This window comes from Bacillus thuringiensis (genome assembly GCF_001182785.1).
In the GTDB taxonomy this organism is placed as follows: Bacteria; Bacillota; Bacilli; order Bacillales; family Bacillaceae_G; genus Bacillus_A; species Bacillus_A thuringiensis_S.
The window spans coordinates 2,751,121-2,777,699 of the sequence record NZ_CP012099.1; the positions used below are offsets into that span (position 1 = coordinate 2,751,121).

Consider the following 26,579-nt stretch of genomic DNA (forward strand, 5'->3'; position numbering starts at 1 on the left):
ATTGAAATAGCAATCCCCTATGTAAATAAGGTATAATCTACATATAGTGAACCTTTTACGTTATTAAATAAAAGGTTCTTATACTCAAAAATTCATAAACTAGAAGGTGCAACAATGTTAAGTAGTTTTATTCATTCAGTATTAACGTTTTTTGAAGGATTAGGTTATTGGGGCATTATGCTTGGACTTATGATTGAGATTATTCCAAGTGAAATAGTCCTTGCTTATGCAGGTTACTTAGTATTCAATGGTAGTATCTCATTTATAGGTGCAGTCGTATTCGGTACAATTGGCGGTGTTATTGCCCAAATCTTTATTTATTGGCTTGGACGATACGGCGGACGCCCCATATTAGAACGTTATGGAAAATATATTTTCATACATAAAAAACAAATAGATGCTGCAGAAGATTGGTTTAATCGTTACGGAACTGGCGTCATTTTTACAGCACGCTTCATTCCAGTAGTACGTCATGCGATTTCAATTCCTGCTGGTATTACAAAAATGCCTTTACTACGTTTCACTACATTAACAGCACTTGCGATTATCCCTTGGTCTATTATTTTCATTTATTTAGGTGAAAAACTAGGCGAAAACTGGGAGAATATAAACGATATTGCTGGTCCGTATGTGAAATCATTTGCAATTGGTGGCGTCGTACTTATACTTTTATACTTCGTTATAAAAAAATGGACAAAAAAGCGCAAAAATCTTGCTTAAGAATATAATAAAAACCGCTATAAATTCATTCGGAATTATAGCGGTTTTTTATTTATATATGAATTAATCTTCAGGAATTATATAACACCTTTCCATCTACATTTACATGGATAAGCAACCATTCGATCATTCTTTTCGTATATTATCTCAAAAAGGAGTGATTCCCCTATGCATTGGCAGCAAAAAATACCATACTTAATCGGACGCCCTATCGGTATTTCCTTCATAAATGGGCAAGGAACTTCTGGCGTATTATGTTCAGCGCATGATGGTCAATTATATGTGTATGAATACCTTTATCAAGCTCAGTTCGCAATGAAACATTTTGATTATAGACAGGTTCAAGATATACATGCATTCCCAAATTGCCCTCACCAAAATCCTCTATACTAAAAAAATCGGAACGGCTCATAGCCATTCCGATTTCTATACTTTATTTCTCAGAATAAAATTTCTGCACTGCTTCATCAAAATAAATCCAACCTTTCCAGCCTAAATGAATCGTATCTTTTAAGAAATACTTATCATATTCATGACCAGAGAAATCAACTACTGGATATCCTGCTTTCTCAACCTGTTCTCGAACTTTATTATAATACACTTCACGGCGTTCTTTCGGGAAGCCAGTATAATCATACCAAGGCCCATTTACAGGTACAGAAATAAAGAGTGGTTTGACATTTTTCTCTTTAAATAAATCTAAAATAATTTGTAAATCATCATATTCTGGTGATTCATCATATGTTTCATTTGCTCTAAAGTTTTTTAAACCTTTTAGTTTTTTCTTCAGATTATTCTTATGATAATACGGATTTTCAATTCCGAATGTATTTGTAGTAGACTCAGCTTTCCCTTCTTGTTCCGCGTGTTTACGTGCATCTTCCCAAGAAATTGAACGAAGTCCGATATTTGTTTTCTCTTTCATCGGTTCGATTTTAAATAAAGAGTTAAATAAATCTCTATGATCTAAAATATTTCGATGCATATAAGCAAGTGGTTTAGCTAAACCTGCTTTTATGTTATGTTTTGTATCATTATATACAATACCTTCTAATGAATTTTTTAATATATCATCTTCTTGAACAACTTTATAATCTAATAGCCGTTTCGCGATTTGCTTCTTCATTTCAGGATTTATCTCATCATTAAAAATAAAATGATATGCTTGTTGTTTGGAGAAATTATTAGTGAAATCCCCTTGTGAGACACCAGTCTTTGTAAACCATTGTGGTGAAAGAACAAAGACTACTTTTTTACCTTCTAATTCATCCATAGTAGATGTCATATTTAAAATATGAGCTAAGCTTTGTGTACCGCCAGTTCCAATTAAAAACGGTGTAAAACCAGCTGGATTTACTTTGAAATAATTAGACGGATGATATGCATCCATTCGTAAAAATTCTGATGAACCGTACATCGGTAAATACTGTGAATTCTCTAACATTTTTTGCTGTAAGAAAGCACTTTGTAATTTCTCTTTTTGTAAAGAAGTTGCCGCATCTTCTACCTTCTTATCACTAATAAGCGATACTAAACTTTTCGATGGGATTAGAATGATAATGAAAAACAGCACACACGCTAAAATTATAGGACCAAAAGCATGCTTCATTTTCATTTTCTGTCCCTCTTTCTATCGTTATTAACTTGTAACCCTTGTTTTTGACACGCCATCTTTTCTCTCCTTTTTCTCTATACATGTTCCATTCTATTTATCTATTATATACATGTATGTATTTCCTTCCTTGTTCTATTAAGCCCTATATAAATAGCGCCAGAAAATGTTTCCATAGAAACACGTTAATTATACAAGATTCTACATAAATTTCACACTGGAATTTTAGTAATAATTTTATTTTTAAGTCGTGAAAAAACATATGAAATGTCTATATTTCATTCGGAACTGTACAAAAAACAGACTATCACACACGTGAAGTCTGTTTCCCCATTCTTTTATTTTTGTACATCTGCCCATTTTAAACTTGTAGATGGACCAAATTGATGTACATATAAATCTTTCACATATGGTTTTTGTAAGTAAGATAATCCACGCTGGAATACCGGTGCAATTACTGCATCATCAAGTAGCATTTTTTCAGCATCTTGCATTGCTTTCCAGCGAGCCTTTTCATCATTACCTAATTCTGTTTTAATCTTCTTAATTAACGCATCATATTCTGGGTTTGCATATTCTGTATTATTAACACTGCTTCCAGAAAGGAATACTTCTAAGTAAGTCATTGGATCTGGATAATCCGGTAACCAGCGTGATAACGACATTTCATATTCTTTCTTCTTCTCAAGTGCTAATTTTTGCGTATGTGGCTGTAATTTCACATTCACTTTTAATCCAGGTAAATTTTTCTCAAGCTGCTCTTTAATGTACTCTCCGACTTTTTTAAAGTTTTCTAAGTCATAATTTAATAGTTCTAACGTCACTTCATTTGTACCTGTCTCTTGTTTTGCTTTCTCCCAATATTCCTTCGCCTGTTTTACATTCGTCTTATTAAACTCAACAGCCGTACTTCTAAAATCTTTCTTATCTGGGCCTTTTAAGAATCCTTTTGGTACGTAATAATTTGCAGCAACCGAACCATCATTTAAAAATGAATCCGCAAGTCCTTTCTTATCAAAAACTGTACTTAGCGCAAGCCTTGCATTTTTATTTTTAAGAATCGGTACATTTTCATTAAATCGGAAGAAGTACATAACTGGATCTGTGTATTGTTTTAGCTCTTGATTATTTTTATATTTATCTACGAATTCTGTAGAAATAACAGCTCTATCAACTTTATCTGTTTCATATAAATTTACCGCAGTTGAAATTTCTTTTACAATTTGATAGTTTACTTCATCTAACTTCACTTCTTTTTTATCCCAATATTTATCGTTTTTCTTCATTGTAAAGCTAGCTTCATGCTTCCACTCTGATAATGTAAACGGTCCATTATATACCGCTTTATTTGCTTCTAATCCGTATTTATCACCTTGCTCTTTCGCATATTTTTCGTTAATTGGATAGAAAGATGGTAAAATTAATAATTTCGTAAAATACGGTACAGGATGTTCTAGCTCTACGACGAATGTTTTATCATCTTTCGCTTTTACTCCTAATTCATCTAGACCTAGTTGTTTTTTATTTATCTTCTCAGCGTTTTTCACATCGTACGCAATGTATGCATATTGAGAAGCGGTATCTGGATTAATCAATTGCTTCCAAGCGTATACGTAATCATGAGCAGTTACTGGATCTCCGTTAGACCATTTCGCATCACGCAATTGGAATGTATATGTCTTTCCATCTTTACTCACTTCATATTTTTGTACGCCTGCCTCAATTACTTCATCATTTTTCGATAGACGGAATAGTCCTTCCATTACGTTATTCAAAACGTTAAACGAGACTGCATCTGTGACTTTCCCTGAGTTTAACGACGGAATTTCACCCGTTTCTAGTAACTGTAATACTTTCTTTTCATCTTTCGGCTTTGTTGTAGTTTTTTCTTTTGCGCAGCCAACTAAAAATGAAGAAACTAATAGAGTACTAACTAATGAGTAACGAACAACTTTTTTCATTTAAAAACCCCCTCTATTTTTAAGGTAAGTAACGACGAGCACCAGCGTATTCTTCTATATATCCTGGTGTATTTAGTGGTATAATCTCTACCGACCTTTCAGCTCTTGGTGAGTGAATCATATTGCCATCACCAATATACATTGCAACGTGATGGACACTACCTTTCCCTTGATTATGCGCAAAGAAGATTAAATCTCCCTTTTGTAAGTTTTCTTTATCAACTGCAATTCCTGCTCTTGATTGCGGTCCAGAATCTCGCGGAATTGTAATGCCGTGCGATTTATAAATCGTATGCGTGAAGCCAGAGCAATCAAATCCAAAACCACTTGTACCAGCCCATATATAAGGTAAACCTAAAAACATTTTCCCTGTGTTAATTAAATCATCAGCGGTCGGTTTTGGAATATCAGTTTGAGAACGGTAAACTGTTCCATCATTTTTTCGTAGCCATGCTTTCTGACCATTTGGCAACAATACACGGTATGACATTGTGTCTTCACTTAATAGCGGCAGTCTTGTATTATAACTGACTTCAAGTGATTTATGTTTTTCAGAAGGATTTATATATAAAATCGCTGTTGGCTTTGTTATTAACACAAAAGGTTCATTTGTTTTATCTGCAAATTCTTGATTATATGTTAATTGCTTTTCAGGCATCCAGCCCGGATAACCTTCTTCATTTCGTGGTGTTGGCTGTCCATGCACTAATACCTTCACCCATTCGCCTTTCTTATCAATAACAGTTACTTCTTGACCGAGTAACGCTTGTGTTTCTAATTTATTTGCATTTGTTAACCATAGTTTCTCGTCAAGTGTCATTGATTTTGTCCATTTCCATAGATCCACTGGGTTTGTTGCACTTGGTGTATCGATTGACCTTAATGAATCAGGTGCTGTCCATAACGTTGCAGCAGATACATCTATAAATGCTTTATTATCCTTCTTTTCTTCAGCATTTGCCGATGTAAACGATGAAAATATAAATAAAGTTGTTAAAAATGCAGTTCCTACTTTTTTCATATATATCCCCCTTAAAAAAATAGTTTACTAGTCTCTTCTCCTAAGACTTACTATTCACTGTCGATTGAAGGTTTACCTTTGATCCAGAATAAGTCATTCCTTCCGGCTCTTCCATTAACCAAAGCGGTGCATCAAGATCAAAATAATGAATATTAGGATGCGCTGCCGCTAAATGCGCAACAGCACTAACGGAAAGTGAAGATTCCATCATGCTTCCCACCATACACTTCACACCAGCTGTTTCTGCGATATCTGCAATACGCCATGCTTCACGTATGCCACCACATTTCATTAATTTAATATTAATTAAGTCTGCATATCTTCCTTGAACGAGCTTTAATGCATCACTTGCTGAAAATATACTTTCATCGGCCATAATTGGCGTTTGCACACGATCTTTGACGTACTTTAACCCATCCCAATCTTTCGCGTGTACTGGTTGTTCAATAAATTCTATATTTAAATTACGATTTTCCATCTCTTGAATGATAGAGACCGCTTCTTTTGGACTCCAACCTTGATTCGCATCTAAACGTAATGTCGTATTTCTTGGTACCACATTTCGAATTGCCTCAATACGTTCCAAATCTAAATGCGCCTCTTTACCCACTTTAATCTTTAATGTTTGAAATCCTTTTTCTATATGTTTCTTCGCTTCTTTTGCCATTAATACAGGCTCATCCACACTCACTGTAATATCCGTATAAATTTCTTTCTTCCCGCCTAACAATGCATATAACGGCACATTTTGATATTGGCAATATACATCATATAAAGCGATATCTACCGCTGCTTTCGCACTTGAATTTCCAATACAACTCATTTGAATGCGCTCTAGTAACTGCTGAAACTGAATGATATCTTGACCAATTAAACATGAACGCATCGGTCCTAAAATCGCTTCTTCCATTCCACTGGTGAAATCACCCGTAATAACTGGCGTTGCGGCTGCAGCCCCCTTACCAATCACTCCTTCGTCTGTATGAATATAAACATCTATACTTTCAATTTCTATTACAGTACGAAGCGCGGTTTTAAACGGTGTATGAAGTTTTATACGTCTACGATTTACTTTTACGTCTGTAATTTTCATTTTGTTCATCCTTTCGTTCTCCAATGAAGTGAAATCTTAATCCACCGGAAATTTATACCCACAGATTATTAGGTAAACCTATTGAGCATTTACTCTCCTATCTCTCTACTTTGCTTTTGATGTAGGACTTTAATGTGGAATAAAAAAATCCAGCCATAAGAATGATTCTTACGGCTGGATTTTGTCTATGATTGAGTAGACAAAGCAGCAATCTGATTATATTTTTTCTGTGCATCTTTTAGCGCTACAAGTAACGCTTTTTGAGAAGAACCGAAATATCGATTCTTTACTTCCATTACTAACGCCGGGTCATTTATATTTTTATGTAGAAATAAATATTTAACAAATTGAGATGTTAATGCAATTGTCGCTGAGCAGTCTGCATCTACAATTTCCCCTGTATCCTTAACAAGAACAAATGCTACGAAATAGCTTTTAAACTTTTCAGTAATGGGATTATTTTGAGGTGCTTTCGCATCCCCTACGACATAAATTGTATTTGAAGCGTACACAGCTACCTTCCTTTCTTATACGAGGATAACGGGTTTCTTAATAGTCGTATGAGCGATGAACTCAACGTTGATTAAAAAATGTATCCGCTTATCTTGTATTATAATGCAATTAACAGAATTTTAACAATATTTATTTCAGTGTATATTCCATAATTGTGAAAATATCTCAAACTCTTCATTTTTACAATATGTGATTGTTCCTTGTACCATGACATTTAAACATGAAAAAACAGTTAGCTATGGCTAACTGTTTTTTCATTACTTTGGCATCACAAATATAGTTTCATTTGACTTAGAAAATTGATACTCTTTTCTCGCAAACTTCAAAATTTCTTCTTCATCGTCTGTTAATTTTTCTATGTTAGTCTTTAAAGAACCTTTATCTTTCTTTAAAGATACTAATTGTTTCTTTTGATCCATAATCGTATCTTTCTTTTTATCAATTATTTCTTGTTGTTTCGTTAAAATATATTGAACGTACAAAGTAGTTGCCGCAATAAAAAGGACCATTAAAATAAGTCGCCTTAACTTCTTTTTATTTACCCTACGCTTGTCACTAGGTTGTGATAATTGCTCTGGTATATTAGGAACATTTACTCGTTTGAGTTTCCTCATTCAAATCCCCCTAACCCATATTTTTCACTACCATCGGCACGTTTTCTTACTAAACTAAATTCTATTCTTATAAAATAAACTCCTTCACAAAAATATCCCATAAATTAACCAATTAAAGATAGCATTCGACGACATTTCCATATTTACATCGAAATTTTTTATGTATGCTGCTATAAAATAGTAGTTTCTGTAATTCTTTTTCTACTATTGTAGAAGAGTTTTTTTACACACAAAAATCCTTGCCTACATATCCATGTTATAACATGCTTATAAGGAGGGAAAATATGCATTACCGTACATTAGGTAAAACTGGAATAACTGTTTCTGAAATAGGTTTTGGGGCATGGGCAATCGGTGGTGATGAATGGGGACCGGTTAACGATAAACAATCTATAACCGCTATAAAAAAAGCAATTGAGTGTGGTGTGAATTTTATTGATACTGCGGATGTGTATGGTTTAGGACATAGTGAAAAGTTGGTGGCTACCGCGATTAAAGGACATCGTAATGATATTATCCTATCAACGAAAGGTGGTTTAATCGGACACCACTACGACCCTAATGGAGTTCCTGTATATGATACTCCCGAAAAAATCATCGCCGTATTCGAAACAAGTTTACAACGTCTTCAAACAGATTATATTGATCTTTATTTTTGTCATATTTGGTGGCATAATCGTAGAGAAACAGAAGCATTTCTACGTGCATTTGACATATTAAAACGTGATGGCAAAGTAAGAGCAGTCGGTGTTTCGACTCATGATTTACAATACATTCATCATTTCAATAAAAACAACGAAATTGATATCGTACAACTTGATTACAATATATTAAATCGAAAACCAGAAAAAGATATATTACCATTCTTACAAGAGAAAAATCTAGGAGCTATTATTCGTGGTCCATTAAAAATGGGCATTTTAACTGGAAAATTCACAAATAAAACAATTTTTCCAGATGGAGATTTACGCAAAGAATGGCCAAATGAAACTTGGTTTCAAGAAGACTTACAAACCGTAGAAAAACTTAGGTTGCTCTCAAATAAAAATCAGACCCTAGGGCAACTTGCACTTCGCTATATACTCTCTCATCCGGCAGTAAGTGTTGTAATTCCTGGTGCGAAGTCAGGAACGCAAGCACAAGAAAATGCAAATGCATCTGTTCGCCCTATTTTGAGTGATGAAGAGCTTAACTATATTCATTCAATATAAAAAGCCCAATCCGGGCTTTTTAATTTGGCAAACTAATATCATACTCCATTCGCTTCGCTGTGTCCTCCGCAACATGCACACCTAACAAGTTTTTCACAATATGAAATGCCATATTAATTCCAGCTGAAATTCCGGCAGATGTTATAATATGTCCTTCATCTACAAACTTTACATTTTCTATAACTTCAACATTTTGAAACTCATTTTTAAACTTTTCAATACTAGCCCAATGTGTTGTTGCTTTTAAACCTGCCAATAAACCTGCTTTCGCCAGTAATAGCGCTCCTGTACAAACTGACGTCATCAGCTTTACTTCTTTCATTTGCTGGCCAATCCATTTTATTACTATTTCATTTTTTATTTCATATTCTCTAGCACCTAGCCCACCCGGAATTATTAAAATATCCACTGGTGGTAAATTTTCAATACTATAATCTGGCTGTACCTTCAATCCGTTCCTTGCTGTAATTATTTCCCCATTCTCGCTAACTGTATAAACAGTAAATGTTTTTTCTTCATTCACCTCAGTTACAGAAAAAACTTCAAATGGCCCTGCAAAGTCTAACACTTCTACTTCATTAAATAAAAATATACCAACACTCCATTTATTCATCATAAGTTCACTTCCTGTTTCAAATGATGTAATAGGTGATCATATCCTTTTTCTAATGCAATTTCATACGCTGTTTTCCCATCATTTTTCTTAATCATCTTATTAGCTCCATTTTTAAGGAGTAACATAATTATTTCTTCATTTCCTAATAATGCTGCTTCGTGAAGTCCTGTCCAGCCACCACTTTGCATAATATTTACATCTGATCCTTTTTCAATTAAGAAAGTGACAAGTTCACTTTGCTTGTTCGCAATTGCTGCTTGCAAAGGTGTATTTTCATTTTCGTTTTTTGCTCTACTATGTATATCTGCACCGCTTTCTAAAAGAAAACTCGCTATTTCTTTCTGTCCAAAATAAGCTGCTAAATGAAGTGGTGTCCAGCCATCTTCACTACATTCGTTAACAATACTTGGACTCGCCTTTATAAACTCCACTACTTTTTCCCTATTACCACTTATAACAGCTTGTGCTATTGATTGTAAATGCTTCATAATAATCTCCCATCCTTCAAAATATTTAAGCATCCCCCTTCTACATGTTCTATTAATTATTACATTTCCCTTTTAAAGCCCTAAGTTTACATAATAATATTATATATTACTTTTTGTGCTTAATATTGAATAGCAATAATGTTAAAAATAATGCCTTTAAACAATGAAGACTATGATTTCATTATAGTTACTGAAAAAGCAATCAAAAAAAACTATACACATAGTTTTCATCATATTTGTCAATTGCATGAACTAAAACAGGTAATTTCTATTACTGCCATTCATGCTTTCAACATATCAAATAATATTATTCCAATAAAAAAACAATCCTTTTTAAAATGGATTGTTTTTTTATTTCTGTTTTATGCAGTTTATTTTATTTTTGTATTTTCAATAACGAAATAATTACATTCACAAAAATGAAATGCTACTAACTTAACCACTCTTATAGTAAGATTCTCGTTTGAAAACAAAAAACACATTTTCGCCTTACGATTGAAAAAAACATATGTAAAAGCTTCTAAAACAGCCGCCTTATCATATTAATCTATAGCAATTCTGTCTTCTTCCCTTACCTGTTTCCTTTAACACATACGATTTTAAAACTAGCGCCGTTAATGAATCTGTTAATGTTTTATATGATAAATTTGATAATGCCAATAGATCGTTCGTATATAACATTCTATGCTTCTCTAATAGTAATAGTACTAATCGTTCAGACGGTTTTAATGCCTCATCACTTTCTAGTATAAAGTCTATATTTTTCATTTCTCTAATTATTACTCCTTATATAAAAAAATACTTTAAGTGCTAATTTAATATAAAAATAATACACAACAAACTTTGAAATATATTAAAATAACATTACTTTAAGACACTATTATACTATAACATATAAAAAGCATTTGCCGAAATAGGAAATGCTTTTTATATTGCTTATATAATTCTTCAAAAACTACATTTAAAAACGGTTGGTCATTCTCTAAATATGAATGACTAACCGTTTTCCAGCTTCTTCTCAATTACATGTTTTACCTTAAATATTTCTTGCAATATGTGGCTTACTGTAATGACTTGTTCCACCGCCACCTACTACTACTTTACCGCCTTTTTCGAAAATTAATAATTTACTTGAACCATCTGCAAGAAGTACTATTACTTCAGCATTATTACTTGTTGCTACATAAATTACATAACCACTCTTTGATATACAAGTTTCCCAATTCGCATCAAATTCTGATCTTACTACACGATTTGAATACACTTGATTTTCAATTCTATCTTGTTCTATATTTTCCAAATTGATTCCTCCCACTTCACTAAAATAGCATTTATAGGAAAATGACAGCCCTATATAAAATAGTAGCTGACTTTAACATAAATAGTATATGTAGTAAGTAGCAGAATGCTTGGACAATGAAAACCTAATAACATGTAAGCGATATACAATTAAAATAAGGCAATCGATTATTATATCAATTGCCTTATTTTCATAGATAGTTCTTTTATTTCTCGTTCCGCACAGCTTCAAAAGTAATCATTTGATTTGCATTTGACGGTTCTTTTTCATAATCATATTCGGCAGAGCAAGTAATGTTAGAGAAACCTATACTTTCTAAAAGGAGTTTAAACTCTACTATTCCATACCAGCGCAGCGCAAAACGTTGTAACTCTGTTTGTACTAGCTGTCCTTTACTCCACTTTTCATATTTCAAATATGATACAGTAACTTGGTTCAGCCAATCTATTTCAATTGATTTATTTTCTAATGTGATTCCGTCTCCGCTCGGCAAAGAAAAAGTCAATGTATGAATTTCCCCAGTCTTCCAGTCATGCGGAAGCATAATATCTACGATTAATCGTCCGCATGGATTAAGATGTTCATAAAAACATTTCAATGCGTTTATAGAATCCACACGATTTTCAATTAAACAAAAAGATCCAGTAGGAATGATAATTGCCTCATATTTATACGGAAGTGAAAATTGTTGCAAGCTTCCTTCATATAAATTAGGATGTAAGCCTCTCTCTTTACACCGCTTACGGCAAGAATCAAGCATTTCAGGTGAATAATCTATCCCATCAACTTTAAAACCAGCTTCAAGAAACGGAATAATGACACGTCCCGATCCTACTGCAGCTTCGAGAATTCTTCCCTTACAATTTTTTAAACGTTCTTTGTAATACTCAATATCACCATTTAAAGAATAACCGACTGGTTTTGTGTAATCATACAGTTCCGTACAAAGTGTACTATAAAAACTAAACATTTATTTTCTCCTCCGTTTTTACGTACGGAAGATTTCAATTAAACTAATCTTCTCGTACCTCTAATTTTAATGCGCTTTCGAAAGAGCTGACTGTCATAATATATCACTCACTTTCCATAGAATATAATGATATTGTATTACATAACCTTCCAATCCGAAATATAAAATTAAAAATTCAGACTATAAAATAAAAAGCTTACTTTAGTAAGCTCTTTGTAAAAAATATTTATTTCACAATCGGCAATGTCACTTCACTTAATTTCACTGTAAGTTTCGTGCCCGCTTTCGGTCTAATTGTATAATCATAGTCGCTAGCAATTAAAACAACCCCTATTTGATGTCCAGCTTTAAAGACATAATCATCTGGCTGCATGTCCCATGTAAATGTATAATCTTTGCCCGGTTGAATCACTGTTGAATTTTCTATACTCTTTAAGTTTTGTGGATCCATCCAGCCTCGTGTTACGATTTCCGGCTTCGTTCCTCCATAGTCAACAAGTAATGCTGTTAAATTTGATACAGATCGATCAATATTTCCTGTAATTGAAATCTTTGGTGTACCACTTATGCGTGTATCTTTTTGAAGTACAGGCATTGTATATACTAATCGATTGGCTACTTCTAATTCTGGGTTTGCTACTAATTGATTTGATTTCATTTGTGTATCATCTAAGAATGAGAAAACTTTATTAGCCGATCCCATACTTAGTGGCAAATTGACTGATTTATCACTTAAATACATACGGATTTTTGAAGGTACAGCCGCTGGATCTGGCCAATTTTTTATCTTTTGCCACGATTTATTTTCTCTTTGCACATCAACCATTGGTTCATCCATAATTCCATTTTCAATTCCATACAACCAATAATCTAACCATTTATTTTGTGTTTGCTGCCAGTTATTACTTGATGTCCCACCATGACCACCTTGGTGTAGCCACATTTTACGAGGAACATTATTTTCTCCGAGTGCATCCCACCATTGCGCGAACTGCTTCGTCTTAACATTCCAATCATTTAAACCATGAACAACAAATACGCTTGCTTTTACATTTTTAGCATCTTTTACATAATTGCGTTTATCCCAAAAATCATTATAATTACCAGTTTTCCGGTCCTGACCAGCTGTTAACTCTTTTATTACTTGCCCGCAAACTTCAGGATTTTCTCTTGTTAGTACTGCTTCTGCCATATTATCTGTATCTTCTCCTTGATATCCACCTGGCGCAATGACTGCACCATTTGCACGATAATAATCATACCAACTACTAATTGCTGCGATTGGAATAATTGTTTTTAAACCTTCAACTCCAGTAGTCGCAACAGCATTTGGTAATGTACCATTATAAGAAACTCCAGTCATACCTACATTTCCTGTAGACCAATTTGCCTGAATTTCCTCACCCTGTTCTGTAAATGCTTTCGCGCGACCGTTTACCCAATCAATAACAGACTTTGTACCGAGTATTTCTTGTTCATCTCCAGTTGTAGGGCATCCATCTGATTTTCCAGTACCGATACTTTCGCCTAGAATAACTGCATAACCTCTTGGCACGTAATAGTTCCCATACGAACCAAGATTAACCGCTCCATACGGTTTCCCTTCATACGCATACAATTCTTCATCTACATTATATACAGGAACATCTTTTAATCCAGATCGATATGGACTCATTTCATAAATAACAGGAACCTTCACATTCGGATCTGTCTTTGGACGCATAACTTTTATCGATACTCTGTCTTTCTTACCGTCGCGATCACTATCAACTTCTGTCTCTACATATAAATTTTCGATAATGGCTTCATCGAGAGAATAAATCGGTTTTGTCATCCCATTTTCTAATTCAATTTTCGTATTTTTAGTCTCTTCCTTCTTCTCTGCATGCACATCCATAGTAAAGCTAGGTATAATTGTTGCAGATAGCATTGCTGACAGTGTAATTGCCATTTTCTTTTTACTCAAAATGTTCCCTCCCCTTATTCGTTCTCTTTTACTATATAACAAAATAACTGAAAATTCAGTTTTATTTTTATATAAAAGTTGAGAAACTCAAAGATTTCTTATTAAGTAAAATTTAATGCAGGTGTGAAAGTATTTTCCCACTCCCTCCTTCTTTATAAAGTGAAACTTTAATCAGCACTCACCAATCGGGCGTTTACGAACAGCAGGGCCCCCACCTAACTTCTTTGCTTCCGCTAAATTTTGAGGTGAAGGTCTTACTGCCCGGCAAATAGCGGGATAAATAGAGAAAAAGACAACCAATATTTCTATCGATTGCCTTACATTCCATTTATTATTTTTCCAACTCTTTAAAGGTATCTTTCAAGTCTTTATCAGATATCTTTATATCTGCATTTTTAAGCAGATCTCTAGTAACTTGTTGATGGAATTGAGGATCTTGTATACGTTGCTGTTCTAATTCTTTACGAATATTCTCTTTCTCTTCCTCATACGGTTTAAGCTCTTTTTTATCCGTTAACTTAATAATATGATATCCGAAAGAAGATTTAACAGGTTCACTCAATTGACCAACTTCTAACTTATACGCAGCATCCTCAAATTCTTTCACCATCATACCAGGTCCAAATTCAGATAGTTCTCCACCTTTTTCTTTAGAACCTGGATCCTCTGAATATTGTTTAGCCAATGCCGCGAAATCTTCGCCACTATTTAATTTTCCTTTAATTTCTTTTGCTGTCTTTTCATCTTTCACTAAAATATGGCTAACTTGAAGCTTTGGCTTATAGTGATCTTTAATATCTTTTTCCGTTACGGTTGCTTTAATAGCTTTTTCAAAAGCGAAAGTAAGCTTTAATTTCTCTTTCAACTGATCTTCATTTTTCACACCATTAGATTCCATATATGTACTAAAATTATCGCCCATCTTGTCTTTTAATTCTTTCAGTTGTTTCGTTACCTCTTCATCCGTAACTTTATATTTATCATTTAATACTTTCTCTACTACCATTTCAGATAAATTCTGTTTACCGTAGTTTTCTTTTAATTTTTTGTTAAAATCACTTTCTGAAATGCTTCCTGATTTTGTAGTTACAATATTATCTGATGAACCACATGCAGATAAAGATAACGTCATCCCCATTAAAATGCTACCAATTACTAATTTCTTTCTTTTCAAATCCGAATACCTCACTTCATTAAATTCAAATGTAACTATGTAAATATAACGTTTCCCTGTGAACTTCACGTGAATTTAATGAAAGTAGAACATTTGCTAATTCTCCATTTAATACATCGATTTTGAAAATTATGGTGATTCATCCTGTATCGCTAACCTCTAAAGCTGCAAAAAGGACTAATATTTTCATTAATCCTTTTTCACATTTATATAAAATTGAATTTCTCCATCTATAGAGGAAACTCCATATTCAAAACCATGTCTTTCTAAAATACTTTTCACTATCGCTAGTCCTAATCCTGTACCTGATTTTTCTTTACTACGAGAAGATTCTAGTACGTAAAAAGGCTCCCAAATTTTATCGATATCTTTAATTTTTTCCGTATGAATGCCATTTTTTATTTGAAAATATATACTTTTATTTCTATCTTCTAAAGTAATTATTATGTTTTGATTTGCTGAATATTTTATTGCATTAGAAATTAAATTTTGAAACACCATTCTCATTTTATTTAAATCTGCATAAACGATTGTATCGCTCGTATTACAGTTTACTTGCAAGTTAATTTCTTTCGAATCCAGTTCTATCTGATGCTTATCTAATATACTCTGGACCAGTGATTCAATGGGGAATTCTTCTTTTTGTAAAATATCTCTTTCTAGTTTAGAAAATCGTAATAGTTCTTCAATTAAATTTGATATTTGATCTGTTTGTTTAATAATTGTATCTACGTAAGTCCCATCATCTAATCCATCTTTAATCCCCATAGAGTATGCTTTTACTAATGCGATCGGTGTCTTTAATTCATGCGTCACATCACCCATAAATCGTTTTAAATGTTCATTACGATCAGTTAAGTCTTGATGTGCTTCATGTAGTTTTTCACTCATGATATTAATACTATTGGCCAACTCTCCTATTTCATCATTCGTTTTCACTTTCGTTCTTTTAAACTGCAAATGTGAAATATCCTGAGCCACATCACTTAGCTCCTTCAGTGGCGTCGTTATTATTTTTGAAAGTATCCACACAAGTAAAATAATAAGAAGGAGCGAGAAACATACGATGTATAAGTAAAATGTATTTAACGTATTTATAATTTCATTTGAATTCGCAATGGAAGTCCCAATTAAAATTATCGTATCATCTTTCGCAATATATTTAGCAAAAAAACTCGCTTTTACTTTTCCTTGATCGTACAGTTTATTCGATTGTCCTTCCGTCTTCACTTTCATAACTTCGTCTTTCGTAATCCAAAGCTTATTTAAAGTTACTTTCTTTTTCGTAAGTTGCATGCGTAACGCTTCGTTCATAGCATCTTCTGACTGATTAATTGGCGTATACGCAATTGTAACGTTATTTTCACTTTCAATTGTATGAATAACATCCTCTATATTTTCCACTGTTGTATTTTGAATTTGTGTTGTAAATTTATTTAAGTTTTCACGTGTTTTATAAATATTATAGTTCGGTAAGAGATTGTTAATGAATAATAATGAAATCATAAAGATGAGAATAACAGTTGCAGAAATACTGAAAAATAACTTTTTCCCAAGTTTATTCACTTTGTTCCTCCAAACTATAGCCCAGCCCGCGATGCGTCTTAATAATATTTTCTCCAATTTTTTTACGCAGCCTTCTTACATGTGTATCAACCGTTCTCTCTTCTCCAAAATAGTCAAATCCCCATACAATATCTAGCAATTTTTTACGAGTTAAAATCGTTCCTTTATGATTTAAAAAGCATTTTATTAATTCGAGCTCTGTTTTTGTAATTTCTAACTCTATATCATTTTTATATACTTTATTTTTGGCGAAATTTATCTTTACATCTTGTACTTGAATAATATCATCATGCTGAATAAGCTTTTTCGCTCGCGTAATTAGTACTCCTGGATGAAATGGTTTTTTTACGTACTCATCTGCCCCACTTTGAAGCGCTGCTAATTCATCTTCGCTTTCACTTTTCGCCGTAAGCATTAACACTTTTACGCTTGAATTCTTTTTTATTTCCTGACAGACAGTAATACCACTATGTTTCGGCATCATCCAATCCAAAATAGCTAAATCAATTTTTTCATCATAAAACATTTGAAGTGCTTCCTCTCCGTCTTTCGCTAATAAAACTTCGAAGCCTTCTTTTTCAAAATAAGCTTTTAAAATTCTTAACATATCTTGTTCGTCATCTGCAATTAAAACTTTCATATTTTTTCCTCCATTGCTTTTAAACAAAAACCAATTGTATCATACAACATCTTTGTTACATGAATGTGACAGAAAAATATTTAAAGCTTTTGAGGGGATAGTAATGGTGAGGTGTTGTATTATGATAAAAAAAATCGGGGTCATTTCTCTTCTTTTATTTCTATTATCAACAAATGCGTTCGCAAATACAAATCAACAAATTGAAGTGTTTGATTGTCAAAAAGAAATGGTCATTCAAAAACAATCTTTAGATCCAGTAGTCCAAAAAGAAGCAGTTCAATACGCTAAAGCAATTACTGGTCCATTTAAAAACTTAAATGTCGTTCCAAAAGATGGCTATATGATAAAAATCCCATTATCTAAGCCGGTTTCTATTACTAATCAATGGTTACACACTACAATAGACGAAGTACTTATACTACTCCCACTAAATGAAAAGCCTTATATTATGCTTTACGATGATGAAAATAATCCGCATTTTTATTATGTAAAAGGTAAACCAGGATTATTATTGAAACAAATGAACGTTAAAACGTAATTGACTGAAAAGGAGCCACCTTATAAGCTAAATTTTAAAAGCTAAGGTGCTCTTTTTTATAATAACAATTTAGTAAATGAAATTATAAAAGTTGTTTTTTAATATAAGGGTCGCAACTTCATATATATATCAGCGATTTTTAAGATATATCGATTTACCAACAAAAACCCTGTTCGTAGCTATTCTTTGGATAGCACTCGCTATAATAGTTTGTAGTGACTCGATCCCTTATATAATCCCCCTTTTACAAATCCATTTTCAGTATAAAACACATCCCCTTGCTTTGTGTCAGCATATAATACAATCACTTCAAAATACTTTTCCGCATGACATAATAGTTGGTTTAATAATAAGTTCCCTAACCCTATACGCCGAAAATCCTTTGAAATATAAAATCTCCTTAACCGCCCAATCTTATTGTCTTTTGTGTACGGATCCTCATTTAAACCTCCAACTCCAATTAACATATCACCTTGAAAAATACCATATAAACATTCTCCAGTTTTATTGAATGTATTTATTTTGTTTTTATATTCATTTATTAGCCTTATAAGGAAATTAAAACCTTCTTCTTCACTGTCTTGAACGAGATGACTGAATTCATATTCCATTAAATTTTCTATTTGTTGAATATGTATATCTTTCAAGTCCATTCCCCCTAAGTATGAAAATACATAAAAACGCTCGAGAATCATTTATTCTGAGCATTTTTATGGTTGTTAACTTATTTAATTCATAGCGTGCGTATTCTTCACTTCATATCTAAACCGATAATATAGTTGATTAATTTTATTATGAAAATATAAGAGCCTTGCTACAATCTAGTGTGTGATAAGGCTCTTTAAAGTTGTTTAATTCTTATTGAATTAAAGCATGTGTTTGTTTAAGTGTATACATTCACCATTTATAAATTCTCTCAAATATACTATCAGTTTATATATTTCTCATTCTTCTCTAACAGGTTCAAAATAAATTGTAATTGGTTAATCGATATGTTTGTGTAACCACTGTTCAAATATCTTTAACTGTTCTTCAGTATGAAAGTAATGTTCACCCGTCTCCATAACTTCTAATTCACAACGATGTTTTTTTGTAAAATAGTTAATAGTTTCAAATTCGCACAGTTCATCCTTGGCTCCGTACATAATATATGTATCTGTATTCCATGTACTAATAGGATGCTCTTTTACATAGCATAAATAATCCCAATATAACTTTTGACCAATAGGTGTCTCTATAGTCATTTCTTTTTCTAAAAGCTCCGGTGTTACATTAAACCATTTCATCATATTTTCGATAATTCGTTCCATATTAACTACTGGTGATAAAAATAATGCCTTTTCTATCACATCATTTCGAAAAGCTAAAAGGCTAAAATACGCTCCCATACTACATGCAAACACGTTTATTTCTTTCCAATGTTCTTTTGCATAATTCATAATTATAGATAATTCACTAACACAAATCTGTACTTTGCAAGGAGTGTTATCATTTTTTCTTTCTCCATGCTCAGGTAAATCAAAGCTTAGTACTTGATAACCTTTTTGATTAGCTTCTTCAGCTAATATTTGAATAATTGCATATTCCTTATTTGACATATTTCCATGTATTGCAATAAAAACTTTTTCACTTTTATCTCCCCACAAAACCGCGGGAATATTACTAATGTTAAAATTATCTTTAAGCATATTTCCTCCATGGAATAAGATATATAGGAATTGGTAAAAAACTGCACACACTTAATAATCCTCTACTCAGTTTTAAAAAAATCAAACTATTACTAATTTATCACAAATGAATTCTACTCCGTTCGTGGAAGAAGGATTTTTAAAATATTATATGATTTTTCAAATGACTTTATAATCTCTGCACAGTAGGCAATATTTCCTTCAACTCCATTAAATCATCTATTACTATATCAGCCTGAGCAAGTTCATCTTCTTGCGCAAAATCAAAATTACACCCAATTGCAAGTAAACCGTTGTCTTTCGCTGCATTTATATCAGATAGCCGGTCACCAACTACCGCTGCCTCTTTTATATCATATTTATTCATAATACTTTTAACTAAGTCACCTTTATTTAGCGATTGTATTTGTTCAATACTAAACGTTTCAGTCACCCACTTGTCTAAAGCATAATAAGTTACGATTGCTCGTAAATATTCTTTCAAACCATTACTAGCAATGTAAATTGAACAATTATTTTCTTTTATATATGTAAATATTTCTTTTACATTTGGATATAAAGCGCCTTTTCCGCTTTTTATGTTTTCAATAAGTCTATCTAAAAAATATGCATCTGTTTGTTCTCTTACTTCAATAGAATGGTCCGGTAATAAAGCTTCCCAAACTTTCGGTAACGGCACACCCATAATTTCTCTATATTTATCAATTGGTGTTACTGTATCCCATAATTGTAGTGATCTTAAGTGATCAAAAGTATCATCTAACGATAATTCTAAAATTTTATCTGTTTGAAATAACGTTCCGTCCATATCAAAAATTAATGCTTGTAACATCTCATTATCTCCTTTTGAACTATAGTACAGTTTTACTCGTTATATTTTTAAGCATCTCAATAATAATTTCTGAGCAATAATTCGCAGCAGTTTTCGCGAAGTCATCATAAGAAATTTGAGCTTCATCATCTGCGCTGTCAGAAATACATCTTATAATGAGAAACGGTATATCATTTATGTAGGCAACATGTCCAATTGCTGCCCCTTCCATTTCTGTACAATGAGGTGCGTATTCGTCTATTAATTTCGCCTTTAACTTTGAATCTTCAACAAAACATTCACCGCTGACAATTCTTCCTTCATGAACTGCAATCTGTAAACTACTACTAATACAAGCTTTACGTGCTAACTCTACCAATTCCTTACTTGCTATAAATTCCTCTTGGAACGGAAATAAATTTTTCATTTGAGTTTTACTTACATCATGATGAGTAACGTTAGTTGAAATAACTATATCGCCGACTTTTACATCTGAATGTAATCCGCCAGCAACGCCCGTATTAATAATAGAGTCTACATCAAATTTATGAATTAATGTTTGCGCGCATGCAGCTGCATTTACTTTCCCTACACCAGAACGTGTAATAATTACTTCTATTCCCATGAATTCTCCAATATAAAAAGGCATTCCCGCTATCGTCTGTTCCTCTTGTATAACTAGTTTTTCTAAAAGTAAATCTATTTCAATTTGCATTGCTCCAATAATGCCGATTCTGTTCATGTATGTAGTCTCCTCTTTATTTATAAGTCGGCCAATATATTATGTAATACACCATAATTTTCAGCTATCCAATTCATTTCATCTGCAAAGCGTGAAGGTGGTACACTATGCTGATCCATATTGGCATGAATCCACCAAGTACTTTCCATGTACCAAAGGATTTGAATTGCCCGAACAATATTCCCTACTGGAAAGTCTACTTCATTGCGGTAACCTTCTAAAAATGATGCAACAAGACTCTTATTTAATACTCCGTCACTTAATGCACACGATATAACTACACGGCCAATATCTAACTCTACATAATCGTAATCCATGCGATCAAAATCAAGAATCGCTGATACTTTATCATTAAGAAACAAGAAATTATCTACCCATAAATCACGGTGCACCCATCCACATTTGCTATTATGAAATTGATCTACACTTACCAATTGTGTTGCCTCTTGTTGTAATTTTATATAAGGGAGAATGTGCTCTTTTCCTAGATTCTCTACTTCTCTCCTTTTATCTTCCCAATGTTTCAATCTTGCCTCTTTAGTAGGTGGAACAAATTTAGGATTTTCTCCTTTTATTAAAGAGCCATCATTTAACAAGTTATGCATATAACCTATCGTCTGACCAAGAGAGTGAATTTCCTTTTGATTCACTTTTCCTGGTGAAACTAAGCTACCTTCCTTATGTTCTAATACTATAAATCTTTCATCACTTTTTGATATATGCATTACATTATTTTTATAAATTAATACCTTTGGACAACTTACACCATTATTATGTAATCTTTGCTGTTGTTGTAATGCTTGTATTAAAAGGTCCGAGTTATACATTTTGTACCGTTCTTGATTATATTGCTTTAATACAAAATCCCCTGCATCCGTTTCGAGTTTCCACTTCAAATTTAGCCAACCACGATGAATAGGTATTGCATTTCGAATTTTAAATTCAAATAAAGTTTCGCATTCTACTTTCAACTCTTGAAAAATGATTGTAGCTTTTTCATTAGATAACGGCTCTATCATCTTACTTGTCCTTTCTTAACTTGGCATTCCTTTCACTCTCTCTAACATAACCGACAATAAAAATTTCGGAAGTACAAGTTGTCTCTTTAACCTTTTTGGCTGTGAGAGTAACCTATACAGCCATTCAGTTCCAGTATCCCTCATTATTTTCGGCGCTCTTTTTACAGTACCAGATATTATATCAATCATGCCTCCGATACCAATAGATAGCGGAACGTTTAATGTTTGTATGTTTTCATAGATGAACTCTTCTTGTTTTGGTGAACCTAGTCCTACGAGTAGTAAATGCGGCTTGAATTGCTTAATTTTTATTTTTATTTTTTCTATTTCTTCACCATTTACAAATCCATGCTGTCCTTTAAACTGTGCTCCTGGGAACTGCTCATTTAATTTTTCTAATGCCTTTTTATTACTTTCTGGAGCGGCTCCAAAAAGAAAGACACGATATTCATTGTCGTTACAATATTTTATTAAATCGTGAGTTAAATCCGCCCCAGTAACACGTTCTTTCAAAGTTCCTTTTAATATTTTCGAGCCAATTATGACACCAATCCCGTCCGCTGTTATTAAATCCGCAGATAGTAACATCTTTTTAAACTGCTTTGATTTTTCCGTATTTTCCTTTGCAGACATAACAATTTCAGGATTTGCAGTTACTACAAACCTTGGTTTCTCTTGCTGCTCATGTAGCCAACCTTTTAATAAACTTATAGCTTTTGCATATTCTAAAGTTGAAAAAGGTATACCTTTTATAAACTGCTGATCCACTATACTCTCTCCTTAAATAAGCTGCAAATATTCATCAATGTCTTTAGAAATTTGAATAAAAGCCTTATTCCAAAATTCATAATTCCTTATATCTATTTCAAAATATTTTTTCATAAGCTCCTCTACTGGAGCCTTTCCTGTTTCTCGTAAAAACTCTTTATATTTCGGATGAAAAGTACCTTTACTTTCTTGAGCTATTTCTAATAAACTAAAACTTACTAAATATCCAAATGTGTATGGATAATTGTAAAAAGGAACATCTGCTATATAAAATTGAATATATTTCATCCATACAAACGGCTGGTATTCACTTAAAGCATTTCCATATGCTTCTTTTTGTGCCATTATAGATAATTTCTCAATTTCATCAGCACTTAATGGACCCTCTTTACATTTTTCATAAAATGTTCTTTCAAACTGATACGATGCTCGTATTGCCATTACATAATTAAAACTATTTCTTATTTTCCAGCTAAGCAATGCCTTTTTCATATCTTTACTATCCGTTGTTTCAATTAGATAATTTAAGAGTACCGTTTCAAAGAAAATAGATGCTGATTCAGCCGTACTCATCGGCAAATAATCATCTAAAAAAGATGTAGATTGTTCAAAACTCATATTATAAAAATGCCAAGCATGTCCTAATTCATGAGCGAGCACTCTTACACTATCTATACTCCCATCATAACGCATGGAGATTCTCGATTCTTTCTCACTGAAAAATGGAGCACAAAACCCACCTGATGGTTTATTCTCTCTCGGTTCAGCATCTATCCATCCACTTTCTATCGCATTACGTGCAAATTCTGCTAATTCTTCATCAATATTCTTACATGCATCATAAACGTTTTGTACTGCTACTGAAAAAGGAATAGTAACCTCATTACTTTCCTTTACTGTCATAAGTTCATGCCATGTAATCGAAGCCTTCCCTTTCTTATACATGTTTAAAGCACTTACTAATTTATCAAGATTTTCTTCTGTCACATTCCACATTTGTAATAATACAGTTTCTGAAATGCCATTCGCATGAAAAGATTGTGTTAAAATCTCTCTATCTTCTATGTCATTACTCTTTGTATTACGCAATCTTCCTATTTGATTTAATACAGTAGCAAAGATTTCTTTTTCTTTATTTAATGCATTTGTAAGTAACTCGAATACTTCTAATCTTTCCTTTTCATTATCACTATTCATTGCAATAGTATTTGCTTGTCCAAAGGATAAAAGTTTATTATTGTGCTCTATTTCTATTCTATCCCGTAATTGTATGTACATATTTTCCCACGCATTAAGTTCATCTTTTATTAACTTAGTATTATCTGAAGTTTCCACTTCATTATGTTTTATTACTTGCTGTACTTCACTTTTTAGTTCCTTCACTTTCACAGTCAATTTAGTAAGGTCAGATGAAACACTTTCTTCAACCGATTGACAGTAGAAATAGTATTCCGCTTTTTCAATAGCTTGTATAAGCTTTGAAAGAACCTCTACATCTTTTGTTACAAAATATTGCTCTTTCAACTCCAAAATCGGAAATAGAATATCCTCATTCAAATACAATCGATTTAAATCCCATCTAGAAATTTCTTGCATTTTTATAGCCGCCTCCTATTTTTACAAATAGTTACAGATATTTCTCCCTACACAATTATATATGAAATAGCAAAATTTCGATATCATTAAATATTCAGATTCCTATAAATACATTCGTATTTATACTCTTTTCTTCTACCATTAAGTATCATTCCACATATAAAAAATACTCCCTCTACAAGAGGGCATTTGATATAGGAAAACTTCAAAGATTTTATCTTCATCAATACCATATCGACCGATTATCACAGATTAAAAAATAAAAAAGGATTGATCAAAAGATCAATCCTTTACTCTACTTCATTTAAGAAAAATAACGTTATAACGCCAGGACCTGTATGTGCTCCGATTGCTGCACCAATTGTATTTACGATAAATACTTCACAGCCAAATCTTTCCGTAATTAATGATTTTAATGCTTCAGCTGTTTCTAAGTCGTCGCCATGAGTCATAGCAATTGTTTGACCTTTAAGGTCTTTTCCGCGCTCTTCCATAATATCTACAATTCGGCCAAGTACTTTCTTTTTCCCTCGTACCTTTTCAAGTGGTACAAGTTTTCCTTCTTCCACGTTTAAGATCGGCTTAATGTTTAGTAAACCACCGATAAAACCAGCTACTTTACTTAAACGTCCACCTCTAACAAGGTACTGTAAGTCAGCTACAGTAAAGATGTGCTCCATATGGTTCATTAGAAAAGCGACACGGTTTAAAATATCTTCTTTTAATGCGCCGTCTTTTGCCATTTTAGCAGCTTCTAAAACGACAAGACCTTGACCAAGCGAAGCACATTTCGTATCAATAATTTCTAAATCTAAATCTGCATATGTTTCTTTTACTTCCTCTTTAATGACAACTGATGATTGATATGTACCAGATAGTTCAGATGAAAAAGCTAAATATATACAAGGATTACCTTCTTTTGCATAAGAAACAAATTTTTCTTGGAAAGTTTCAAGTGAAGGCAATGACGTTCTATAAACAGCGCCTTCTCTCATTTTTTGCAATAATGTAACTGACTCTAATGTTACTCCATCTAAATACTCTGTTTCTGCTTCATCATATACACGGAGTGGAATTAAATCAATATCATATGCTTGCAGCAATTCTACTGGTAAATCCGCCGCACTATCCGTAATGATTTTAACACCCATTTTTAAACCTCTATTCTGTTATAAATATAAAATAATAAAATAAAAATAGTACTTTTAAATTATATACGTAAAACTTAAATGAAGAAAGGAAAACACTTTATATTGTATGCACTATTCTTCAAAACTTGAACTATTAATGAAAATTATGCGATTCCAACTACTTTTTCCCTAAAATTATTTTCTATATAATGAAAATAGCGCAATTTGGCCAAAGGAGGATGCACATGAGTATTCAACTAGCTACATCTAATGATTTAGAATGGATTAATAATCAATATGAATCGATAGGGTTTGTAAGAAGTGATTTAAAGAGAGATAAAGTTGCAATTATTACATATAACAACGAGTATGCAGGTGTTGGACGATTAGTCCAACTAGATGCAGATACTTTAGAAATGGGCGGAATTTTTATTCTGCCTCAATTTAGAGGGCTACAATTAGCTGGTGAGCTTGTTTCATTTTTAGTAGAAACTGCGAGAAAATCACAAATACAAGATGTATATTGTCTTCCTTTTGAGGAATTAGAAAACTTTTATAAGAAATATGGCTATACTGAAGTCGATACTACGAAAGAAGCAGTCCATCCAATTATTCTAAAAAAATATAATTGGTGTTTGGAGAACTACGAAAAACACGTTCTACTATTTAAATTGTAAATGTAATAAAGTGAAACTTTAATCAGTGGGGGTTTTACTGCCCTTTAATGCGGAATAAAAAAGTATATTCTCAATCGTTTTTCTATCAGTACTCCTAATCGGAGCCTAAGGATTAATCAAAGATATTTTATCTCTCCTTTTATAA

General features: G+C 32.7%; 28 protein-coding genes. 5 read left to right on the plus strand and 23 right to left on the minus strand.

Annotated elements, in window-relative coordinates; all coding sequences use genetic code 11:
* The first annotated feature begins 114 nt into the window (after nucleotides 1-114).
* Both uptA and AC241_RS14255 read left to right on the plus strand, forming a co-directional pair.
* Nucleotides 115-720: an undecaprenyl phosphate transporter UptA gene (uptA, locus tag AC241_RS14250; protein WP_000952913.1), complete on the plus strand. Its 606-nt coding sequence runs from the start codon at nucleotides 115-117 to the stop codon at nucleotides 718-720.
* Between the two features lie 168 nt (nucleotides 721-888).
* Nucleotides 889-1,113 (plus strand): hypothetical protein, encoded by a 225-nt coding sequence (locus AC241_RS14255; RefSeq protein ID WP_050843952.1) that lies wholly within the window; start codon nucleotides 889-891, stop codon nucleotides 1,111-1,113.
* Nucleotides 1,114-1,153: 40 nt separating this feature from the next.
* Here AC241_RS14255 and dltD read toward each other — a convergent pair whose 3' ends face one another.
* From dltD to AC241_RS14285, 6 genes are all read right to left on the minus strand, one after another.
* Nucleotides 1,154-2,335 carry a D-alanyl-lipoteichoic acid biosynthesis protein DltD gene (dltD, locus tag AC241_RS14260; protein ID WP_043935655.1) on the minus strand — a complete coding sequence of 394 codons (1,182 nt, stop codon included), beginning with the start codon at nucleotides 2,333-2,335 and terminating at the stop codon, nucleotides 1,154-1,156.
* Between the two features lie 335 nt (nucleotides 2,336-2,670).
* Nucleotides 2,671-4,293 (minus strand): peptide ABC transporter substrate-binding protein, encoded by a 1,623-nt coding sequence (locus AC241_RS14265; RefSeq protein ID WP_050843954.1) that lies wholly within the window; start codon nucleotides 4,291-4,293, stop codon nucleotides 2,671-2,673.
* A 19-nt stretch (nucleotides 4,294-4,312) separates the two neighbouring features.
* Nucleotides 4,313-5,314, minus strand: coding sequence for a C40 family peptidase (locus tag AC241_RS14270; protein WP_029442566.1), 1,002 nt, complete (start codon nucleotides 5,312-5,314; stop codon nucleotides 4,313-4,315).
* Between the two features lie 40 nt (nucleotides 5,315-5,354).
* Nucleotides 5,355-6,416 carry a dipeptide epimerase gene (locus AC241_RS14275; protein WP_016081256.1) on the minus strand — a complete coding sequence of 354 codons (1,062 nt, stop codon included), beginning with the start codon at nucleotides 6,414-6,416 and terminating at the stop codon, nucleotides 5,355-5,357.
* 176 nt (nucleotides 6,417-6,592) lie between these two features.
* Nucleotides 6,593-6,919: a DUF3870 domain-containing protein gene (locus tag AC241_RS14280; RefSeq protein ID WP_000271322.1), complete on the minus strand. Its 327-nt coding sequence runs from the start codon at nucleotides 6,917-6,919 to the stop codon at nucleotides 6,593-6,595.
* 258 nt (nucleotides 6,920-7,177) lie between these two features.
* A complete protein-coding gene (locus AC241_RS14285; protein ID WP_050843956.1) occupies nucleotides 7,178-7,534 on the minus strand; it encodes an FtsB family cell division protein in 357 nt (118 codons plus the stop codon).
* A gap of 284 nt (nucleotides 7,535-7,818) precedes the next feature.
* On the opposite strand from AC241_RS14285, the gene AC241_RS14290 reads away from it, so the two are divergent.
* The gene (locus AC241_RS14290; protein ID WP_050843958.1) at nucleotides 7,819-8,745 is read left to right on the plus strand and encodes an aldo/keto reductase; all 927 of its coding nucleotides are present in this window, start codon (nucleotides 7,819-7,821) and stop codon (nucleotides 8,743-8,745) included.
* A gap of 19 nt (nucleotides 8,746-8,764) precedes the next feature.
* Here the strand turns inward: AC241_RS14290 and AC241_RS14295 are convergent, their stop codons facing one another.
* From AC241_RS14295 to AC241_RS14335, 9 genes are all read right to left on the minus strand, one after another.
* Nucleotides 8,765-9,361, minus strand: coding sequence for a DJ-1/PfpI family protein (locus tag AC241_RS14295; RefSeq protein ID WP_050843960.1), 597 nt, complete (start codon nucleotides 9,359-9,361; stop codon nucleotides 8,765-8,767).
* The gene (locus tag AC241_RS14300) at nucleotides 9,358-9,849 is read right to left on the minus strand and encodes an ankyrin repeat domain-containing protein (protein ID WP_029442569.1); all 492 of its coding nucleotides are present in this window, start codon (nucleotides 9,847-9,849) and stop codon (nucleotides 9,358-9,360) included. The genes AC241_RS14295 and AC241_RS14300 overlap by 4 nt, the downstream gene beginning before the upstream one ends.
* A gap of 537 nt (nucleotides 9,850-10,386) precedes the next feature.
* Nucleotides 10,387-10,617, minus strand: coding sequence for a hypothetical protein (locus tag AC241_RS14305; RefSeq protein ID WP_000789030.1), 231 nt, complete (start codon nucleotides 10,615-10,617; stop codon nucleotides 10,387-10,389).
* Between the two features lie 268 nt (nucleotides 10,618-10,885).
* Complete coding sequence (locus AC241_RS14310; RefSeq protein ID WP_016081250.1) at nucleotides 10,886-11,149, minus strand: hypothetical protein; 264 nt, start codon at nucleotides 11,147-11,149, stop codon at nucleotides 10,886-10,888.
* Nucleotides 11,150-11,354: 205 nt separating this feature from the next.
* On the minus strand, nucleotides 11,355-12,119 hold the full coding sequence (locus AC241_RS14315; protein WP_050843962.1) for a class I SAM-dependent methyltransferase: 765 nt from the start codon (nucleotides 12,117-12,119) through the stop codon (nucleotides 11,355-11,357).
* A gap of 226 nt (nucleotides 12,120-12,345) precedes the next feature.
* Nucleotides 12,346-14,085, minus strand: a complete 1,740-nt coding sequence (locus tag AC241_RS14320; RefSeq protein ID WP_050843965.1) for a Xaa-Pro dipeptidyl-peptidase — start codon at nucleotides 14,083-14,085, stop codon at nucleotides 12,346-12,348.
* Nucleotides 14,086-14,416: 331 nt separating this feature from the next.
* Nucleotides 14,417-15,259: a peptidylprolyl isomerase PrsA gene (locus AC241_RS14325; RefSeq protein ID WP_050844855.1), complete on the minus strand. Its 843-nt coding sequence runs from the start codon at nucleotides 15,257-15,259 to the stop codon at nucleotides 14,417-14,419.
* Nucleotides 15,260-15,448: 189 nt separating this feature from the next.
* The gene (locus AC241_RS14330) at nucleotides 15,449-16,825 is read right to left on the minus strand and encodes a sensor histidine kinase (protein ID WP_029442574.1); all 1,377 of its coding nucleotides are present in this window, start codon (nucleotides 16,823-16,825) and stop codon (nucleotides 15,449-15,451) included.
* Complete coding sequence (locus AC241_RS14335) at nucleotides 16,818-17,465, minus strand: response regulator transcription factor (RefSeq protein ID WP_000865984.1); 648 nt, start codon at nucleotides 17,463-17,465, stop codon at nucleotides 16,818-16,820. Before AC241_RS14335 ends, AC241_RS14330 begins: the two co-directional genes overlap by 8 nt.
* A 121-nt stretch (nucleotides 17,466-17,586) precedes the next feature.
* On the opposite strand from AC241_RS14335, the gene AC241_RS14340 reads away from it, so the two are divergent.
* Entirely contained in the window at nucleotides 17,587-18,003 is a 417-nt protein-coding gene (locus tag AC241_RS14340; RefSeq protein WP_016081245.1) for a hypothetical protein, read from the plus strand.
* Nucleotides 18,004-18,203: 200 nt separating this feature from the next.
* On the opposite strand, the gene AC241_RS14345 is transcribed toward AC241_RS14340, so the two are convergent.
* The 8 genes from AC241_RS14345 to AC241_RS14380 all read right to left on the minus strand — a co-directional run bounded on the left by AC241_RS14345 (nucleotide 18,204) and on the right by AC241_RS14380 (nucleotide 25,778).
* A complete protein-coding gene (locus AC241_RS14345; protein WP_155417062.1) occupies nucleotides 18,204-18,698 on the minus strand; it encodes a GNAT family N-acetyltransferase in 495 nt (164 codons plus the stop codon).
* A gap of 288 nt (nucleotides 18,699-18,986) precedes the next feature.
* On the minus strand, nucleotides 18,987-19,691 hold the full coding sequence (locus AC241_RS14350; protein ID WP_050843969.1) for an alpha/beta hydrolase: 705 nt from the start codon (nucleotides 19,689-19,691) through the stop codon (nucleotides 18,987-18,989).
* 169 nt (nucleotides 19,692-19,860) lie between these two features.
* A complete protein-coding gene (locus AC241_RS14355) occupies nucleotides 19,861-20,523 on the minus strand; it encodes an HAD hydrolase-like protein (RefSeq protein ID WP_048563771.1) in 663 nt (220 codons plus the stop codon).
* 19 nt (nucleotides 20,524-20,542) lie between these two features.
* The gene (locus AC241_RS14360; RefSeq protein ID WP_025118011.1) at nucleotides 20,543-21,244 is read right to left on the minus strand and encodes a 5'-methylthioadenosine/adenosylhomocysteine nucleosidase; all 702 of its coding nucleotides are present in this window, start codon (nucleotides 21,242-21,244) and stop codon (nucleotides 20,543-20,545) included.
* Nucleotides 21,245-21,264: 20 nt separating this feature from the next.
* Nucleotides 21,265-22,263 (minus strand): phosphotransferase, encoded by a 999-nt coding sequence (locus AC241_RS14365; RefSeq protein ID WP_050843971.1) that lies wholly within the window; start codon nucleotides 22,261-22,263, stop codon nucleotides 21,265-21,267.
* Between the two features lie 15 nt (nucleotides 22,264-22,278).
* The gene (locus AC241_RS14370; protein ID WP_050843974.1) at nucleotides 22,279-23,031 is read right to left on the minus strand and encodes a WecB/TagA/CpsF family glycosyltransferase; all 753 of its coding nucleotides are present in this window, start codon (nucleotides 23,029-23,031) and stop codon (nucleotides 22,279-22,281) included.
* Between the two features lie 12 nt (nucleotides 23,032-23,043).
* Nucleotides 23,044-24,627: a M3 family metallopeptidase gene (locus tag AC241_RS14375; RefSeq protein WP_050843976.1), complete on the minus strand. Its 1,584-nt coding sequence runs from the start codon at nucleotides 24,625-24,627 to the stop codon at nucleotides 23,044-23,046.
* 290 nt (nucleotides 24,628-24,917) lie between these two features.
* Nucleotides 24,918-25,778, minus strand: a complete 861-nt coding sequence (locus AC241_RS14380) for a DegV family protein (protein WP_050843978.1) — start codon at nucleotides 25,776-25,778, stop codon at nucleotides 24,918-24,920.
* Between the two features lie 224 nt (nucleotides 25,779-26,002).
* Between AC241_RS14380 and AC241_RS14385 the strand changes: the two genes are divergently transcribed.
* Entirely contained in the window at nucleotides 26,003-26,434 is a 432-nt protein-coding gene (locus AC241_RS14385) for a GNAT family N-acetyltransferase (RefSeq protein WP_016081237.1), read from the plus strand.
* The last annotated feature ends 145 nt before the right edge of the window (nucleotides 26,435-26,579 follow it).